This window comes from Candidatus Protochlamydia amoebophila UWE25 (assembly GCF_000011565.2).
Taxonomy (GTDB): domain Bacteria; phylum Chlamydiota; class Chlamydiia; order Chlamydiales; family Parachlamydiaceae; genus Protochlamydia; species Protochlamydia amoebophila.
Window position 1 is genome coordinate 813,165 of record NC_005861.2, and the last position, 16,430, is coordinate 829,594.

The following is a 16,430-nucleotide window of genomic DNA, read 5'->3' on the forward strand; positions in this document are numbered from 1 at the left end:
AAAAAAATTAGGATAAAAGAATTGGTATGACCCAAGAAATTAAACAGGAATAGAATTCAGAAAACGCACTTCAAAAGCTTTTAAAGGACATTTTCTGATTTCTATTTCATTTTCACAATTTCTTTCTAAGAATTGCTAATTCTCCTTATATGGCTTCTTGCAAATTTTAAATTTTACTTTAAAAGGTTGTTTTATGCAAGAGTCCTAATAGCAAAAAGGGGCAGTTAAAGCTGCCCCTTTTTGCTGACTTTAAAGATTAAATTATCTTCGCAGTTTTAGTTTGTTAATCAACGTTTGATAGCGTTTTGTATCTGTTGAGTTAAGATAGTCTAGCAAACGACGGCGTTGGCCGACGAGCTTAAGAAGTGCTAAGCGAGATCCATGATCTTTTGGTGCTCTTTTTAAGTGCTCTGTTAATTCAGTAATGCGTTCAGTTAAAATAGCGATTTGGACGTCTGCTGACCCTGTATCTTTTTCATGTAATTGGAACTTTTTTGTAATTTCTTCCTTGGTACCTTTGTCTAATGACATGAGGAATCCCCCGTATTTAGAGCCAAAAAGGCTAATGTTTTGAACATGATTTCTGTAAATAACTAATATAATAATAACAAAACCTTAATTTTCAGGCAAGGAAACATCTTAAAAAAGGACATGGAAAAGTATTTGAGGTTGTTTAAAAATACATGTGGAAGGGAATTTAACTCAAAATCTTTGTGTAAGGATAATTAAAGGATATGCTTTTTTATAAAATTTATATAAAGAACTTACGTATAAAAGCTTATTTTTCAAAAAAAATAATTTTATATCAATGATTAAATAATTAAATTTTTGTATCTAAAATAACTTCAATATAAGTAGGCTGTTTTTCATAGCTCTCTTGTTTCATCACTCACTAATTGAGAAAGGATGCTGATGGACATTTGATATTTTTCCATTTGTAATTCATCCTAAACTCTTTCTTTAAATTTTTAGGTAGAAGGTAAATTTCGACATCCTTTTAATAATTGTCAATATAGGTCTTTTCTTTTTGTCAAATGATTTTAACATTATAAAAAGAGTGTTTAACTTCAGTATGTTGGTTCATAATTAATATTCCTAAATTTAAAACTTAACTTTACTTTATTCACTTAATAATTTTATTTCACACTCTCATTTACCTAAAATGTTTATTATGGATAATAAAAATTTTCTAATGATATGTATAACTAAATGCTGAGTTTGGATTGCTTTATTTATTATTATTTTAATAAATAAAAATGAATAAATTGATGTTTTTTAATTTTTTTTATTTAATAAAATAAATTTAGCGCATTCAATGGAATATAAATTACAAAAATATTCTAAAATGGATTTTTTAAAAGCAATGGTTTTCGTTTTTGTTAATCGGATATATAATTTTAGTAGCTTATTTTTATAAGATTTAGCCCTTTAAATCGGAGATTTTTATTAAAGCTTTTTCCAGCGTATTCGATTTTAATACTATTTATAGTTAATTGAATTTAATTGTGCACTTATGTGCATATTTGACAAAAAAAATAATCAATGGCTTTTGCAAGACTTGATAATTTGTTTAAACTTAACCGGACTAATTGTTTAAAATTTGCCCAGAAAACTTCAATTGGATTTAAATCAGGTGAATAGGAGGGAAGAAATAAAATTTTACAGCCGGCTTGTTCAATCAGATATTTGGTTTTTTTAGACTTGTGAAAAGTAGCATGATCCATAATAAACAACTGCCCAGTTTTAAGCTCTGGAATTAATATTTTTTCTAACCATGTATTAAACAAGATAGTATGACACGTTCCTGTATAGCAAAAAGTAGCAAAAATTTTAGATTGGCATTTAGCTGCTATAAAGCTTTCCCTTGCAAAAAGATGGCCAGATACTGCTGAATAAACTTTCTTTCCTCTAAAAGCTCGCCCACTATGACGTTGTAGACATTCATTGATTCCACTTTCATCAAGATAAACACAATCTTCTTTTGCTATCTTTTCTAATTCTTTTTTAAACTCCTCACGGTTTTTCTCATCTCTTTCTTTGTAAAATAAGGCCTTTTTTTTAAAGTAATTTTAAGTCTTTTACAAGCATAGAATATAGAGGAAGGATCTACCTTAAATTCTTTTGCTATCTCTTTCAAATAATTATCAGAATATTTTTTAATATCGCTCTTTAGTTGGTCATTATCAATTTTAATTGGATGCCTTTTTCTTGGTTTATCTTCTAAACATCCATTTCTTTGACGTTTCAGCCAGTTAAACACTGTTCTTAATGCTATACCAAAAACTTGTCTGACTTCTTCTGCAGAATGTCCAGTTTCTAAATAGTTGAATGCTTTTTGCCTTAAATTTTTGGAGTATGCCATAATTTTTAACTCAAACTGTATCTATACACGATTAAATTCAATTAACTATACCATCGATTTTGCATAAAAAAGCTAATTTCAATAGCTATCCAAGTTATGATAAAATATAGAACGTAATCTTAATGATCTACTAAACCTAATTCAAAAAGATGAGATAAACATTTCTAAATATCCACCACAGATTAACAAGAACGATATTTTACGTTTTCCATTTCCCTAGCTCAAACTTCCCAATTTTTAATTATTTACCTAAAAATAGCGATGCTGATGAATTTCAATGTGATAAATAAGTGGTAATCATTTATTTACCGCTTGTTTTTCCTTTTGCAAATATTCAATTAAATATCTCCTACGAAAAAACGAAAGTTTCCCTCTAAAGTCTCCCTCTATTGATCCAATTGAATGATTTTGAAGCAATGATTTCTAAATTTGCACACTGTTTAAAACTCCGATTTTTATTATGTAATTTTGAATTTCAGATTTAAAAATATCACTTCATTATCTATGATCTGACTTGCATTTTACCAAATGGCCATGCTAGAGTTTTTTTTCTACGTGCCAATCCAAATTTCCAATAACGAAAATCTAATTGTTGTGAAGGAAATAAGAAAAACTTAACAATAGGTTAATTATGTACAAAAATACGACGTATAAAGAAAAATTTACCCTTCTAAAAGAGTTGTTGCCAAACGTGATTGACTCAGTAAAAAAAGATTTGAAAAATGAACATTTAAAAAAAGACTTTTATTTTGTCAAAAAGTTTTTAGGGACAAAAAACCTTAATAAGTTGACCACAGAAGAGTTAACAGAGGCTTATCAAAAAGCCATTGATGATGAGGAAAAAGGAGAAGAATTGGCAGAATTTGTGACCTCACGTTGGCTGCTTAAAAATAGTGAGCTGTATGAATTCTTTGAGAGTCGTTTAACTGAAATTAGTCCAAATTTCACTGATTTGGAAGAATTATCTATTTCTCAAGCTCAGCCTTTAGTAGATAATGCTGTCAGTCAGTTTGGGGCACTTAAAACGTACTTATTCGCTGTTTTAAACTCAGTTGTATTTCCGAAAGAAATTTTTCAAAAACTTGAGCAATTATCCCAAAAGCAAGATGTGCAAGAAAAAGAACAAGCTCAATTAAATTTAGAGAAATTGAACGCAGATACAATGAGAAAAACTTTTACTGCTGAAATGGCTCGAGTCACAGATAAGTATGAAAAAAAATTAGCTGGAATGCAAAAAAAGTATATTGTTGATATGGAAAGTTTAAAAAAACAAATTTCACAGCTTCAAAAGAAACTGCAAGGGAAAGAAGCTTAATGAGTTTTCCTTGGACAATTCTCACGCAAAACGATGACGAACGTTTTATGTTGGAAGCCTTAAAAGAAGCGTGGAAGGCATTTAAAGCAGATGAAGTTCCTGTGGGAGCAGTCCTTGTCAAAGATAAACACATTATTGCTCGTGGTTTTAATCAAGTTGAAATGTTAAAAGATGCGACTGCCCATGCAGAAATGCTTTGTTTGACTGCAGGAGAATCGGCGCTTGACAATTGGAGGCTTTCTGAAACCACCCTTTATTGTACAGTGGAGCCGTGTAGCATGTGTGCAGGAGCGATGTTTCTAACTCGAATAAAAACTTTAGTTTGGGGGGCTCCAGATTTAAGACATGGTGCAAATGGCAGTTGGGTTAATCTCTTTGATGAAATCCATCCTACCCATGCGATCGAGATACGAAAACATGTCTTACAAAACCCCTGTGCACAAATTTTGAAAGATTTTTTTCAATTACAAAGAGAGAAAAAAAGTAGAGAAAAAAAGTAAGGATAAAACTTCTTTACATAAAATTAAGTGATATAAAAAATGAGTTTGTGGAAGGAAATAGAAAAAATTTTGCAGGAAATGGTGGAAGGGCAGCGAAAAACTCTTTTGAATTGTGGTCAAAGGATCATTCCATTTTTGACAACGGACGATATTTTGCAGCCTAATGATTTTGCTGAATTAGAAAATAATCCCTGCTTTCGCTATGAAGAAGGGATTTTAGCTGGGATTCTTAGTGTTCAAACAGCATTGAGGGCTAATCAATCAGAAATTTCAGAGAAGATTAATGGAAAAATTTGAAATGGTTGCCATTGACATAAGCGAGAGTAAGAATAGGGTATTTGGATTCGGAGGGGTTAAGAATTTGTCTCATTTCGTCAGCTGTATTAAAATTAAAAATAATTTCGATTGGAATTTTATAAATCATTGCTAAAGCATGCACATGTGCAGTTCCACAATAAAATTGATCTTTAGAGGATTTGTTAATATACTCTTCTGGATCATATCCTCCTATTTTTTGATCATTCAATTCTTGTATCGAGCTGTACAAAATTTTTAAATGTTCTCTTTTCTCTTTTAACTCCTGAGTTCGATCTCCAGCAGATTTTTCTAATTTAGCGATATCCTCTTTAATAATTGCAATAACACATTGAGTATCAATAATTTTCCTTTCAATAATTTCATTGTGATCAGTCATGCTTCCCAGCAGAGGTAACATGGCTTCTTCAGTGTTCTCATGCAGATAAATAGCAGCTTGAGCTCTTAAATGAGCGCTTGGTTCTTTTAGTAAAGCTTCTTCTTTTCCTAAATCTTTTGTTAATTGTTGAGGGTCAATATCCCAATTTAATTGATTTAAAATTTCAGGTTTTTTGTATGTGAGCTTTATTCCTATGGCGATAGCACTGAATAGACAATTACCATTATCTGGAACGTCAATTGTTGAGGAATGGGCAAAAGGCCCTTCTGTCTTCGGACTTATTTCCTGAGATGCATCTAATCCGATTAGCCTATTTTCGCCACTGTTTGGCGAGTTTGTATCTACTAAGTTTGTATCTACTACTAGTTCTCTTGAAGGTGGTGTGCCATCCCATGAACTATTCCTTAGTCGATTAATTCCACCTTCTAAAGTATTAAAATCGTTTGGTTTCGCAAAATCTTCTTTTACTAAAGGAGGAGGTATTAAAGTTTGCTTAGGAATAGCGGTTTCTTCTAAATGAGTACGCTGTAAGATTTCAACTACTTTTACAGTTGGATTGTTTGGCGGAATGGAAGTTAAAGCAAAGGCTTGAGAAGTACTTTCTGGTTTAGTATTTTCTTTTTTAAAAACACGTTGTAAAATAGCTAAAATCCTTTGGGAGGTGCTCAAGATTCTAGTCCATATTCTTCCTAGCCAGTTAGAGATTTTTTCTTTAAAAGATAATGAAGGAAGTTGTCGAAGAGAATGATTAATTAAATCAATAATATTCTTCATAATTTTTACTTTTTTTAGTTTTATTATAATACTTATTTAATTAAATAAATTAAACTTCTTATAAAGATTTGGTAAAGAGCTTATACGATTGGGACATTATTTTTAAGAGAAAAAAAGATTGTCATTTTTAGAAGGAATCTTTATTCTTATAGATTTCCATTGGTCAAAAAGGAATTTATGAGGGCTTGTTTTTTTTCCAATGAACACTAATTTTATTAACGTTTCTCTTTGAGGAGTCTTATAATGAAAAAGAATACCCATCCCCAGTATCAAAAAGTTTTGTTTATTGATTCTGCTTCTGGACATCGCTTTGTATGTGGGTCAACTTTAAAGCCTGATGCAACTGAAAAGTTTGAAGGTGTAGAATATCCGGTTAGCTATTTATCAATTTCTTCTTCGTCTCACCCATTTTTTACAGGCAGTAAGCAATTGGTTGACTCTGAAGGACGTGTTGAGAAATTTAAGAAGCGTTTTGAACGTAAAAAAGAAGCTTCTCCAGCTGATACGCCACCTGAATCTGATTCAACAACTGAAAACGCATCTGTTGAGAAAAAAGCAGAGAAGAAACGCGTTACAGCAAAGGGCTCGAAAAAATAAATTTTTTGAAAAATCTGGTGTCAAAATAATTATTTATTAGTCAATTAAACTGTTTATTAAAGTTATGCCCAAATTCAAACTTATTTCTAATAGCAGTGTTTGATTACCAGATTTTTTAATTCTAATTTTGATGTTTCCGTTTCAGTTTAAATCTAAGAGAGAGGTTTTTTGATCAGATAATTTCTAAGAAAACATTCTCAGCTTCATAAGGAATAAAAAGTATTTTGATGGAAAAAAAAGTTCATGAACTTTTGGAACGTTTAGCAGAAGTTGAAGAAGTTCTTGGAAACCCTCATGTTTATGATGATCAAAAAAAATATCGAGCTTTAACGCAAGAACATGCCTATTTAAATAATTTGAAAAAATCTTGGGATGAGAAGAAAGATTTAGAAAAGCAATTAGAAGATAATCAAGAATTGCTTAAAATTGAAAAAGATTTAGAATTTGCGGAAGTGTTAAAAGATGATATTCGTCAACTTCAATCTCGTGTGCAAGAGTTACAACTTCTTATTGAAAATTTACTTGTTCCACCCGATCCTTTAGATAACCGTCCCTCAATTATTGAGCTCAGAGCAGGAACAGGCGGAGATGAAGCTGCTTTATTTGTGGGTGACTGTGTAAGAATGTACAAGCTCTTTGCAGATCGTAAAGGGTGGCGTTATGAGTTACTCTCTTGCACTCCTTCTGAAATGGGAGGATTTAAAGAGTATGTAATGGTTTTGTCTGGCGAGAATGTTTATCGTTTTATGCAATATGAAGCTGGAACTCATCGTGTACAAAGAGTTCCTGCAACTGAAGCTCAAGGACGTGTGCATACTTCAGCCATTACGATTGCCGTTTTACCTGAACCGGATGAAAATGAAGAAATTGATTTGGATGAGAAAGATTTAAGAATTGATACTTACCGATCTTCGGGTGCAGGAGGTCAGCATGTCAATACAACAGACAGCGCTGTCCGCATTACCCACGTTCCATCTGGTATTGTTGTTTATTGTCAAGAAGAACGTAGCCAGCATAAGAATAAAGACAAGGCGATGCGCCTTTTGAAGGCTAAAATGGCCGAAATCGAGCAACAAAAAAAACAACAAGAACTCGCCAGTACTAGAGCCCAACAAGTGGGATCGGGTGATCGCTCCGAACGAATTCGTACCTATAATTTTCCTCAAAATCGAATTACAGATCATCGAATCAATTTAACAAAATACAATTTAGATTATGTAATAAACGGAGATCTTGAAGAAATCACTTCAGCTCTTGTGGCTTATTTTCATCAGGAAAAGCTAAAAACAAGTAGAGAAGAATGACCTCTATTTTGGAGGGACTAACATTTTTAACGCACGAATTAGCAAAAAAAGATAAAAGCCTAGCTAAGCGAGAAGCTCAAGATTTACTTGGCTCTATTCTCAAATGCGATCGTTCAACTCTTTATACTCGGCATTCTCAAGACTTGAGTTTAGAGGAATGGCAGACTTGTCAAAATTATTTAAAAAGACGCATGAAGGGAGAGCCTTTAGCTTATATCCAAGGGAGCATTGATTTTTATGGCTGTTCTATCCAAGTTAACCCTTTCGTCTTAATTCCTCGGCAAGAAACAGAAATTTTAGTAGATAAAATTTCTACTTATCTATCTCATCAAAAAAAATTAAGTGGAAAAATTCTTTGGGACTTGTGTTCGGGATCTGGCTGTATAGGAATTGCTTTAAAAAAGAAATTTCCTCAATTACATGTCATTTCGAGTGATTTATCTTCTGCCGCATTATCATTAGCGCGTTCGAATGCACAGGATAATCAGGTGGAAGTAGAGTTTTTACAAGGCGATTTACTCGAGCCGTTTGAAGGGCGTAGAGCGCATTTTATTATTTGTAATCCTCCTTACATTTCTGAAGCAGAGTTTAAAGATTTAGATTTAGAGGTGAAAGAGTTTGAACCTAAAATGGCGCTTGTAGGTGGAGAAACTGGTTTAGAAATTTACCAACGACTTGCAGAGATACTTCCTAATTATCTTTATCCTCATGCCAAAATTTGGTTTGAAATTGGCTATAAGCAAGGAGATTCTTTAAAGAAAATTTTCAAAAGCTCATATTGGAAAAGAGCCTTTCTTGAAAATGATTGGGCCGGCCATCATCGCTTCTTTTTCCTTGAAAATGAATGATTTTTTGAGTATCCTACTTACCTTTGAGAATTAAGTCCTAAAGTGGCGACTGAATTAATGAGAATTTTTTGTTTTAAATTCGTATGAGAATAAGTCTTGAACGGTGTGGAAGGTTTGCAAAGGACTGTCTTTACCTTTAAAAGTTGCTCGTTAAGTAAAAAATGTTGCTTTAGAAGATTTTTGTTTTGATTTTTAAGAGTCTTGTTCAATGTCGATAAAAGTTGCATAGAGGATTTCATGCTAGGATCGTTAACAACACAATTACAAAATGTTTTTTCAAAGTTGAGCGGGAAAAAGCGTTTGACTGAAGAAAATATTTCTGATGCTGTTAACGAAGTTCGATTAGCGTTATTAGAAGCAGATGTTAACTATGGAGTCACTAAAACGCTGGTCAAGAGACTCAAAGAACAGTCTTTGGGAGAGCAAGTTATCAAATCTGTCACACCTGGGCAACAGTTTATTAAAATTGTGCATGATGAGCTAGTGGCTTTAATGGGTGGTGAAGAAGCGACGCTTCATTTAGAAGGAAAACCTGCTGTCATTATGTTATGTGGTTTACAAGGAGCAGGTAAAACGACTCATTGTGCTAAATTAGCGAAATATCTGAAAAAAAAGGGATTATGTAAAAATCCTCTCTTGGCAGCTTGTGACTTACAAAGGCCTGCAGCTGTTGAACAATTAAAAACTTTAGGGCAACAAATTCATGTCCCTGTTTTTACAATTGTGGGCGAAAAAGATCCTGTCCGCATTGCAAAAGATGCTTTAAAGCATGCACAAGAAGCACAGCATGATCTTCTGATTGTGGATACGGCTGGTCGGCTGCATGTCGACAATGAGTTGATGACACAATTAGAAAAAATAAAAGAAGTTTTAAATCCAGGTGAGATACTTTTCGTTGCTAATGCGACAACTGGGCAAGATGCCGTTAATGTTGCAACAGAGTTTAGTAAACGAATAGAAGTATCTGGAACAATTTTGACTATGTTAGATGGTAATGCCCGAGGAGGAGCTGCGATATCCATTCGAGAAGTAACGGGAAAACCGTTAAAATTCGAAGGGATTGGCGAGAAAGTTGATGATCTTCAATTATTCAATCCTAATTCGATGGCTGATCGTATTTTAGGAATGGGTGATACCATTAATTTAGTCAAAAAAGCTCAAGAACATATTAACGAAGAAGAAGCTCAAAAGCTCGAACAAAAAATTCGTTCGGCAACTTTTACTTATGATGATTATTTGAAACAAATTCAAACAGTCAAAAAGATGGGCTCTATCAAAAGTTTATTGGGTATGCTACCTGGAATGAATCAATTTCCTGCAATGGATTTTGATGAGAAAGAATTTTTTAAAGTTGAAGCGATGATCTTGTCCATGACTCGTGAAGAGAGGACGGAAAAAAGTGAATTAACAACCTCGAGACGTAAGCGCCTTGCTCAAGGAAGTGGAACTAAAATTGAAGATGTTAATAAACTAGTTAAATCGTTTAAACAAGCGAAGCAATTTTTTAAAAATATGCCAAATATGAAACAATTAGAAAAGATGATGGGAGGATCCCTATGGCGTTAAAAATTAGACTGCGACAGCATGGTCGCACAAATCGTTCATTCTTTCGTTTAGTTGTGACCGATGCTCGTTCACCAAGAGATGGAAAGTATGTCGAAGCCCTCGGTTGGTACAATCCAGTCGAAGCTGAAGATGATAAGAAATTATTTTTTAAAGCTGATCGTATTCAGCATTGGCTTAATTTAGGAGCTGAATTAACAGAAAGTGCTGCTTCTTTGATTAAGAAAACTTCTCCAGAAATTATTCGTGCTCAAACAGAGAAAAAATTAAACTCTCTCGCAAAGGCAGCAACAAAACGAAAAAAAAAGGACTAAATTTAGGTGATCGTTGATATTTTGTCTCTTTTCCCAGGGTATTTTAAAGGGCCTTTCGATGAAAGTATCCTTAAACGGGCCCAAGAAAAGGGACTATTAACGATTCGCTTAACTGATATACGGGATTTTGCTGATAATCGCTTTCATCGCGTAGACGATAGACCTTATGGAGGTGGGCCTGGAATGGTCATGATGCCGCAGCCAGTTACAATGGCCATTCAACATGTGAAAACTCCAGAAGCGAAAGTCATTTATTTGTCCCCCCAAGGGAGAACATTAAATGCAGTTAAATGTCGACAACTAGCCTTGGAAAAGCATCTTATTCTTTTATGTGGTCACTATGAAGGAATAGATCAGCGCGTTTTAGATGAAGAAGTAGACGAAGAAATTAGTATTGGAGATTACGTCTTGACTAACGGTTGTTTAGCAGCTATTGTTCTTCTAGATGCTTTTTCCCGCTTTATTCCAGGTGTATTAGGCCATCCTTCAGCGGCAGCAGAAGATTCTTTTGAAGGAGGGTTATTAGATTATCCTCACTACACAAGACCCGAAGTTTTTCAAGGGTGTTCTGTACCAAATGTTTTGTTAAGTGGGAATCATCAAGAAATTGCCAAGTGGCGTCATGAGCAAGCGCTAAAAAAGACGCAAGAGATAAGACCAGATTTGCTTGCTTAATTGAGTCAAAAACTTAAAAATGGTTTGCATAACATCGGTTGAAAAAAATAAACCTTTTCAAACGAAGTAAAAGAGTGAAATTTAGGAGAAATTGATCATGAGTCGATCTGCTATCATAGAAAAATTGCAAAACGAACAAATGAAAAAGGATATTACTCCTTTCCGCATTGGCGATACAGTTCGTGTGCACATTCGCATTATTGAAGGCGATAAAGAAAGAACACAGGTTTTTGCCGGGACAGTCATTGCTCGCAAAGGACAAGGCCTTTCTGAAACATTTTCTGTTCACCGTGTTGCTTACGGCGAAGGAATGGAACGGGTGTTTATGTTACATAGCCCTCGTATTGCAAAAATTGAAGTTATTAAAGAAGGTGATGTTCGTCGTAGCAAACTTTATTATTTGCGCGGAACATCTGGTAAAGCCTCTAAAGTTAAGGCTCGGCTTGGAGCTCGTCGTTCAAGCAACGCTGTGACTAAACAAATCGTGAGCGCAGAATAACTATTCAGTGATTTACAAATATAATCAGAGAGTTGAATTTTGCTTTGGCAAAAGCATCTTTCTGATTTGAAAAAAAATAATTTATCAATTCACTGCCTTTTACAATTGACTTCTTATGCCTGATTTAATTTCAACAGAAGAGTTAACTCGCTTAGAACACATGATTGTGTATGAAAAGCGAGCTTTTTCGCAAGGGTATCAACTGATTGCAGGAATTGATGAAGCGGGAAGAGGGCCTTTAGCTGGTCCTGTCGTTGCCGCTGCTTGTATTCTCCCTAAAGGGCTTCTGGTGCCTCAGATAAATGATAGTAAAAAATTATCTCCAAAGGTTAGAGAACGTCTATTTGAACGTTTAACAACCGATTCTGCAGTTCGATATGGAATAGGCATTATTGGTCAAGCGGAGATAGATCGAGTAAATATTTATCAAGCCACTATTCTAGCTATGTTAATGGCTATTCAACAGCTTCCTGTTACACCTGATTATGTATTAGTAGATGGAATGAATTTGCCCCATCCGGATTTACCCTGCCTCAAAATTATCAAAGGAGATCAACTCTCTCAATCGATTGCGGCTGCTTCAATCATTGCCAAAGAAACCAGAGATCGATTGATGTGTCAATATCATCGAGAATGGCCTGGTTATGGATTTAACCAACATAAAGGATATGCCACTGAGCTTCATTTAGAAGCTTTATTTAAACAAGGCCCCTGCCCCATCCATCGTCGTTCCTTTGATCCCATTAAATCCATGCTTGAAGTCGAAATAGCTGATGATTTTTAAGTTGCTATTTTATAGCTCACATTCAGTCACTATTTTAAAAATTAATATGCAGAGAACGTTATTTTTTCTTGTTAATATTACATAACTATTTAGTATTCAATGATAAATGATTTAAAAAATTCAAAAACAAATAATAAAGGAAAAAAGGTTTATGAAATTTTTAAAAACTATTTTATTAATTACCATTCTTGCAGTTGTGACAGCCCTACCTTTAGCTGCACTATCTATGGGGCGATTGGGAGAGCCATTTGAAAGAGAGGGGAATACTTGGCAGAAAGTTTATTACGAAGATGAAAAAAGAAGCATTCAAGCAGACCTTCCAGGTAGCCCAATAGCAGGATTTTCAAATGGATTATGCTATCTTTATAGTCAATATCAAAATGTTAATTATGAAGTACACTTGACTCCTTCTGAAAAATTCAAAGCACCAAAAAAAATAGATGAATTCATAGCGCTGTTCAAAAATATCCCTAACGCCACTATACATCCTTTGGTTCCCGATCAGCGAAAAGTTAGATATATGGTGCAGGTAGAACAATTTAACGAAACTAAAACCACCTGTTTAGCTGTCGCTCGTATTTATGCCACAGAGGACACTCTTTATTATGCCATTGTAGAAGGGAATAATTTTGATTTAGCCGACTCTTTCTTTAATTCAGTAAAAATTTTAAATTAAACTTATTCATTCGTTTATTCCTAAAATCCTTCAGGCATGTTTCTGAAGGATTTTATTTTTTGTGGAATTTTTATTGAGAACGATAGATTAAATTGAAGGGATAGATTATATATAAATCAATTCAAAAATAGGAATATACGTGATGCTAAAATTATTTTTGCATTTATTAATGGATAAGCTAAAAATTAAGTTTGATTGAGAGAGATAATTTATGCTTAAAAGTATGACTGCCTTTGGGCGAGCCACATTTAATACGGAAATGGGGCATTTTACTGTTGAAATTCAATCCGTCAATCGGAAGTTTTTAGAAATTAATGTCTCTCTTCCTCCAGAATTAAGCTATTTTGATGTAGAAATAAAAAAATGGATACATCCTTTTATTACTAGAGGTCAGGTCTCTGTCAAAATTACTGCTTCATTTGAAGGAAAATCGCCTTTTATCATTGTCCCTAATTTAGCTTTGGCAAGGCAAATGAAAGCGGCTTGGGAAGAAATCGCTCGTGAGACAGGATTTGAGATGGATGAAATCAAACTTTCTCTTTTATCTAAAGCGGATGATATTCTTCTTTTTGAAGAAAACCGTTCAGAAGAAGATGCTTATCGGCGTATTTTAAGGCAGGTCCTGGATCAGGCCTTAACAAGTTTTATCCAAATGAAATCCCATGAAGGGGCTGTTTTACAAGGGGATATTTTAGCTAGGGCAGAAAAGATTCGGCGAGCAATCAAAATGATTGAAGAAAGAAGCCCTTTTGCAACTAAAAAATATCGCGAAAAGTTGCTAGCCCGTTTGGAAGAAATTTTGCCTGGTCAAATCGAAAATGAAGAACGCATTTTGAGAGAAATTGCTTTATTTGCTGAGAAAATTGACGTGGTGGAGGAAATTGTTCGTTTTGACTGCCATCTCACAAGGTTTGAGGAGCGCGTTCAATCGGCTGATGCGAGTGTGGGAAAAACACTGGAGTTTATTTTGCAAGAACTTGGACGAGAAGTTAATACCGTTGGGAGTAAGTCTTCTGACATAGAAATTGCTAAATTAGTCATTGATATCAAGAGTGAATTAGAACGAATCCGTGAGCAAATTCAAAATATCGAATAGTTTCAAATTAATCTACTTATGCTTTAAGCTTTTAAATATAGCTTTTCGCTTAACGGATAAAGCTGCAAGGGAAATTTAAAATTGGAATACATTTTAATATTGTAAACTACTTTTTTTAAAGGCTTCTTGTATTTTGGCTTGATCGTGTTAATAAGTTACTATTTCTTCAAAGGTAAAAATGATTACCGCAGATGCATATCCTCTATATTTGAATCCATCTTTTGTACTTTCGTTCCATCCCTTTGCCTGACCCTTAGTTAAAATAGAAAATTGTTTTTTTCTATAGAAACAAGGCTTTTATCACCCCAAATATTACTCTTTCTAAAGCGATAATTTAGCCGTTACAGGAAAATATCTTAATTCATTCACTTTTAAAGGGACTGCTTGCTTGGCACAGAGGCAAGACTTATTAAAACTTGTTCTAATCCATCTACTCTTACCGAAACAACTGTCATAATTTGCATAATTTTTTCCTATGTTTAATTCTAGTAATTGTAACTATATTTTAAGAGTGGTTTGAATTTATTGAAAAATAATAAAATTTAATTTTAAAAAAATAACATCAAATTATTTTACAAAATTAATTCATAAATTTTAATGCGATTATAACTCATTGCTAAGACTTTCTCTTACAAATTTTTCTCTCAAACTTAAAGTAACGATATACAGGAGGGGAATAGAACTAATTTTACAACGTTTCAGCAAAAATTTGAATATCTTTGAAAGTGAATTTTCTGGTATAGAAATCCCTAAATTAGCCTTTATTATTAAACTTGCGAAGCAAAATAATCCATGGCGAAGCATAGTTAGGTAAATTTTTTCAATCTATTTTCTTTTTGTAGATGTGCTAAAAAAATCCAAATTAGGTTTACTAACTATGTTGTTGGGTGGAAAAGACAAAAAAGGTTCTTTATTTATTGTAAGCGCTCCAGCCGGAACGGGGAAAACAACTCTGGTAAATTTATTAGTTCAAGAATTTCCAACAGTGATTGCAAGTATTTCTTACACGACAAGAGCTCCTCGTTTAGGCGAAGTCAACGGAAAAGATTATTACTTTATCACAGAATCTGAATTTGAAGCAAAAATAGCTGCCGCTGATTTCCTCGAATATGTTAAACTTTATGATACTTATTATGGTACGTCACGAGAGTGGGTTGAAATTCAAAGGCAGCTAGGTTTGCATGTTATTTTAGTGATTGACACACAAGGGGCATTACAACTTCAAAAGCTGTGCGAGGCCACTTTTATCTTCATTCGACCACCTTCTTTGGATGAATTAAAAAATAGATTGATTAACCGCCAAACTGAATCGTTAGAGATGATAGAAAAGCGGCTGGCATGTGCAGAACGTGAATTGGAAGCTGCTCAGTATTATGATTATGAAATTATCAATGATGATCTCCAAGAAGCCTATCAGGTATTAAGAAGCATTCTAATTGCTGAATACCATCGTATATCTAAGAAGCTTTAAGAGTTAAAATAAAGGAATTAAATAATGGAAAAAAAGATTCGATTTACCAATGAAAGTTTGTCTAAAAATTTCACAAGTAATTTTGAGTTGGTTAATTATGCTATTCGACTTGCTGAAAATATGATTAAAAGTGGCCGTGACACAAGAGTCAAATCTGATATACAAAATAGAGCGATGTTAATCTTAGAAGAAATTTATGAAGGGAAAGACATTTTTGATGAAATCAAAGAAGTTAGTGGCAGATTGTCGCATAATAACGAAACTCATCCCCATGAATATATTCATGAAGAAAAAACAGAGCGTCGTAAGTATCGCACAGCTGGTGTTTCTTCTGACGATGAAATATAGGATGCGTACGACTTATGATGGAAGCAACAACAGGATGGGTTTTATTTTTATCCTTGGTCATTGTTTTTACATTAGCTTTACTTGTTTTTTTATTTTGGTTCGGATGGTGGATGTCTGGCAAACAAATGGGTGTCAGTCCCTATACGGGACTGCCTCTTAGAAAAGCAACAGAGCTTTCTTATTTTGCCGCTGAAAAAACATTGCTTTTTCTCTATTATTTTAAACAGTATGACAACCGCATTTTTAAATTAAGAAAAGCTGCGTTTTGTCGAGAAACAGGCCGTATCTTTACAGACTGTGTAACATGGTTAGATACTATTAAAATAGACTGGACGTTTATTCAAAAACGTTATCCAGGAATTTATGTTTCTTGGGGAAGCTTAAATAAAGACCAACAAAAAGCTGTTCGAGATGTACACGAATCATTAGAAGGGTTTCAAACAGATTTTTCTAGCCCAACTGCTGCTCCAAGAGCTATTGAACCTGAATATGCTTATTCAAAACCAGGCCCTTTATATGTAGATATTCAAACGAAAGTTTTACTCGGATGGAAAGTTGTTCCTGACACTGAATTAGAAGTTTTAATTGTTCAAAAACCTGTGCGATAAGA

At 33.8% G+C, this 16,430-nt stretch carries 19 protein-coding genes and 1 pseudogene; 16 read left to right on the forward strand and 4 right to left on the reverse strand.

Annotated elements, in window-relative coordinates:
* Positions 1–261: 261 nt before the first annotated feature.
* From rpsO to PC_RS03095, 3 genes and pseudogenes are all read right to left on the reverse strand, one after another.
* Positions 262–531 carry a 30S ribosomal protein S15 gene (gene rpsO, locus PC_RS03085; RefSeq protein WP_011175194.1) on the reverse strand — a complete coding sequence of 90 codons (270 nt, stop codon included), beginning with the start codon at positions 529–531 and terminating at the stop codon, positions 262–264.
* 980 nt (positions 532–1,511) lie between these two features.
* Positions 1,512–2,000, reverse strand: a pseudogene (locus PC_RS10295) (transposase); the annotation flags it as partial.
* The gene (locus PC_RS03095; RefSeq protein ID WP_011175196.1) at positions 1,994–2,362 is read right to left on the reverse strand and encodes an IS630 transposase-related protein; all 369 of its coding nucleotides are present in this window, start codon (positions 2,360–2,362) and stop codon (positions 1,994–1,996) included. The gene PC_RS03095 and the pseudogene PC_RS10295, both read right to left, overlap by 7 nt.
* Before the next feature lie 631 nt (positions 2,363–2,993).
* Between PC_RS03095 and PC_RS03100 the strand changes: the two genes are divergently transcribed.
* From PC_RS03100 to PC_RS03110, 3 genes are read left to right on the forward strand one after another with little or no spacing between them, the layout of a single operon-like run.
* Positions 2,994–3,677, forward strand: a complete 684-nt coding sequence (locus PC_RS03100; protein ID WP_011175197.1) for a hypothetical protein — start codon at positions 2,994–2,996, stop codon at positions 3,675–3,677.
* The gene (gene tadA / locus PC_RS03105; protein WP_011175198.1) at positions 3,677–4,177 is read left to right on the forward strand and encodes a tRNA adenosine(34) deaminase TadA; all 501 of its coding nucleotides are present in this window, start codon (positions 3,677–3,679) and stop codon (positions 4,175–4,177) included. Before PC_RS03100 ends, tadA begins: the two co-directional genes overlap by 1 nt.
* Positions 4,178–4,216: 39 nt before the next feature.
* The gene (locus PC_RS03110; protein WP_011175199.1) at positions 4,217–4,474 is read left to right on the forward strand and encodes a hypothetical protein; all 258 of its coding nucleotides are present in this window, start codon (positions 4,217–4,219) and stop codon (positions 4,472–4,474) included.
* Here PC_RS03110 and PC_RS03115 read toward each other — a convergent pair.
* Positions 4,458–5,645, reverse strand: coding sequence for an OTU domain-containing protein (locus PC_RS03115; protein ID WP_011175200.1), 1,188 nt, complete (start codon positions 5,643–5,645; stop codon positions 4,458–4,460). The two genes, PC_RS03110 and PC_RS03115, sit on opposite strands and share 17 nt — an antisense overlap.
* A gap of 243 nt (positions 5,646–5,888) precedes the next feature.
* On the opposite strand from PC_RS03115, the gene PC_RS03120 reads away from it, so the two are divergent.
* The 13 genes from PC_RS03120 (at position 5,889) to PC_RS03185 (ending at position 16,428) form a co-directional block, all read left to right on the forward strand.
* The gene (locus PC_RS03120) at positions 5,889–6,242 is read left to right on the forward strand and encodes a type B 50S ribosomal protein L31 (protein ID WP_011175201.1); all 354 of its coding nucleotides are present in this window, start codon (positions 5,889–5,891) and stop codon (positions 6,240–6,242) included.
* A 227-nt stretch (positions 6,243–6,469) separates the two neighbouring features.
* Complete coding sequence (prfA, locus tag PC_RS03125; protein ID WP_044044831.1) at positions 6,470–7,546, forward strand: peptide chain release factor 1; 1,077 nt, start codon at positions 6,470–6,472, stop codon at positions 7,544–7,546.
* A complete protein-coding gene (gene prmC, locus PC_RS03130) occupies positions 7,543–8,394 on the forward strand; it encodes a peptide chain release factor N(5)-glutamine methyltransferase (RefSeq protein WP_044044833.1) in 852 nt (283 codons plus the stop codon). Before prfA ends, prmC begins: the two co-directional genes overlap by 4 nt.
* A gap of 237 nt (positions 8,395–8,631) precedes the next feature.
* A complete protein-coding gene (ffh, locus tag PC_RS03140; protein WP_044044842.1) occupies positions 8,632–9,960 on the forward strand; it encodes a signal recognition particle protein in 1,329 nt (442 codons plus the stop codon).
* Positions 9,951–10,271, forward strand: coding sequence for a 30S ribosomal protein S16 (rpsP, locus tag PC_RS03145; protein ID WP_011175205.1), 321 nt, complete (start codon positions 9,951–9,953; stop codon positions 10,269–10,271). Before ffh ends, rpsP begins: the two co-directional genes overlap by 10 nt.
* Positions 10,272–10,277: 6 nt before the next feature.
* Positions 10,278–10,946 carry a tRNA (guanosine(37)-N1)-methyltransferase TrmD gene (gene trmD / locus PC_RS03150; RefSeq protein ID WP_011175206.1) on the forward strand — a complete coding sequence of 223 codons (669 nt, stop codon included), beginning with the start codon at positions 10,278–10,280 and terminating at the stop codon, positions 10,944–10,946.
* A gap of 97 nt (positions 10,947–11,043) precedes the next feature.
* Entirely contained in the window at positions 11,044–11,445 is a 402-nt protein-coding gene (gene rplS, locus PC_RS03155; protein WP_039357365.1) for a 50S ribosomal protein L19, read from the forward strand.
* A gap of 115 nt (positions 11,446–11,560) precedes the next feature.
* The gene (locus PC_RS03160) at positions 11,561–12,229 is read left to right on the forward strand and encodes a ribonuclease HII (protein ID WP_011175208.1); all 669 of its coding nucleotides are present in this window, start codon (positions 11,561–11,563) and stop codon (positions 12,227–12,229) included.
* Positions 12,230–12,380: 151 nt separating this feature from the next.
* A complete protein-coding gene (locus PC_RS03165) occupies positions 12,381–12,905 on the forward strand; it encodes a hypothetical protein (protein WP_011175209.1) in 525 nt (174 codons plus the stop codon).
* A 211-nt stretch (positions 12,906–13,116) separates the two neighbouring features.
* Positions 13,117–14,001, forward strand: a complete 885-nt coding sequence (locus PC_RS03170; protein WP_011175210.1) for a YicC/YloC family endoribonuclease — start codon at positions 13,117–13,119, stop codon at positions 13,999–14,001.
* 877 nt (positions 14,002–14,878) lie between these two features.
* Positions 14,879–15,472, forward strand: coding sequence for a guanylate kinase (gene gmk, locus PC_RS03175; protein WP_011175212.1), 594 nt, complete (start codon positions 14,879–14,881; stop codon positions 15,470–15,472).
* A gap of 24 nt (positions 15,473–15,496) precedes the next feature.
* Entirely contained in the window at positions 15,497–15,820 is a 324-nt protein-coding gene (locus tag PC_RS03180) for a DNA-directed RNA polymerase subunit omega (protein ID WP_011175213.1), read from the forward strand.
* Between the two features lie 14 nt (positions 15,821–15,834).
* Entirely contained in the window at positions 15,835–16,428 is a 594-nt protein-coding gene (locus tag PC_RS03185) for a hypothetical protein (protein ID WP_011175214.1), read from the forward strand.
* The last annotated feature ends 2 nt before the right edge of the window (positions 16,429–16,430 follow it).

Bases quoted from the DNA above. Each gene is read 5' to 3' on its own strand.
- PC_RS03165 (WP_011175209.1), top strand. From the start codon at position 12,381: ATGAAATTTTTAAAAACTATTTTATTAATTACCATTCTTGCAGTTGTG.
- rpsP (WP_011175205.1), top strand. From the start codon at position 9,951: ATGGCGTTAAAAATTAGACTGCGACAGCATGGTCGCACAAATCGTTCA.
- prmC (WP_044044833.1), top strand. From the start codon at position 7,543: ATGACCTCTATTTTGGAGGGACTAACATTTTTAACGCACGAATTAGCA.
- gmk (WP_011175212.1), top strand. From the start codon at position 14,879: ATGTTGTTGGGTGGAAAAGACAAAAAAGGTTCTTTATTTATTGTAAGC.
- PC_RS03170 (WP_011175210.1), top strand. From the start codon at position 13,117: ATGCTTAAAAGTATGACTGCCTTTGGGCGAGCCACATTTAATACGGAA.
- rpsO (WP_011175194.1), bottom strand. From the start codon at position 531: ATGTCATTAGACAAAGGTACCAAGGAAGAAATTACAAAAAAGTTCCAA.
- PC_RS03110 (WP_011175199.1), top strand. From the start codon at position 4,217: ATGAGTTTGTGGAAGGAAATAGAAAAAATTTTGCAGGAAATGGTGGAA.
- PC_RS03160 (WP_011175208.1), top strand. From the start codon at position 11,561: ATGCCTGATTTAATTTCAACAGAAGAGTTAACTCGCTTAGAACACATG.
- PC_RS03185 (WP_011175214.1), top strand. From the start codon at position 15,835: ATGATGGAAGCAACAACAGGATGGGTTTTATTTTTATCCTTGGTCATT.
- PC_RS03100 (WP_011175197.1), top strand. From the start codon at position 2,994: ATGTACAAAAATACGACGTATAAAGAAAAATTTACCCTTCTAAAAGAG.
- prfA (WP_044044831.1), top strand. From the start codon at position 6,470: ATGGAAAAAAAAGTTCATGAACTTTTGGAACGTTTAGCAGAAGTTGAA.
- rplS (WP_039357365.1), top strand. From the start codon at position 11,044: ATGAGTCGATCTGCTATCATAGAAAAATTGCAAAACGAACAAATGAAA.
- ffh (WP_044044842.1), top strand. From the start codon at position 8,632: ATGCTAGGATCGTTAACAACACAATTACAAAATGTTTTTTCAAAGTTG.
- PC_RS03095 (WP_011175196.1), bottom strand. From the start codon at position 2,362: ATGGCATACTCCAAAAATTTAAGGCAAAAAGCATTCAACTATTTAGAA.
- tadA (WP_011175198.1), top strand. From the start codon at position 3,677: ATGAGTTTTCCTTGGACAATTCTCACGCAAAACGATGACGAACGTTTT.
- PC_RS03115 (WP_011175200.1), bottom strand. From the start codon at position 5,645: ATGAAGAATATTATTGATTTAATTAATCATTCTCTTCGACAACTTCCT.
- PC_RS03180 (WP_011175213.1), top strand. From the start codon at position 15,497: ATGGAAAAAAAGATTCGATTTACCAATGAAAGTTTGTCTAAAAATTTC.
- PC_RS03120 (WP_011175201.1), top strand. From the start codon at position 5,889: ATGAAAAAGAATACCCATCCCCAGTATCAAAAAGTTTTGTTTATTGAT.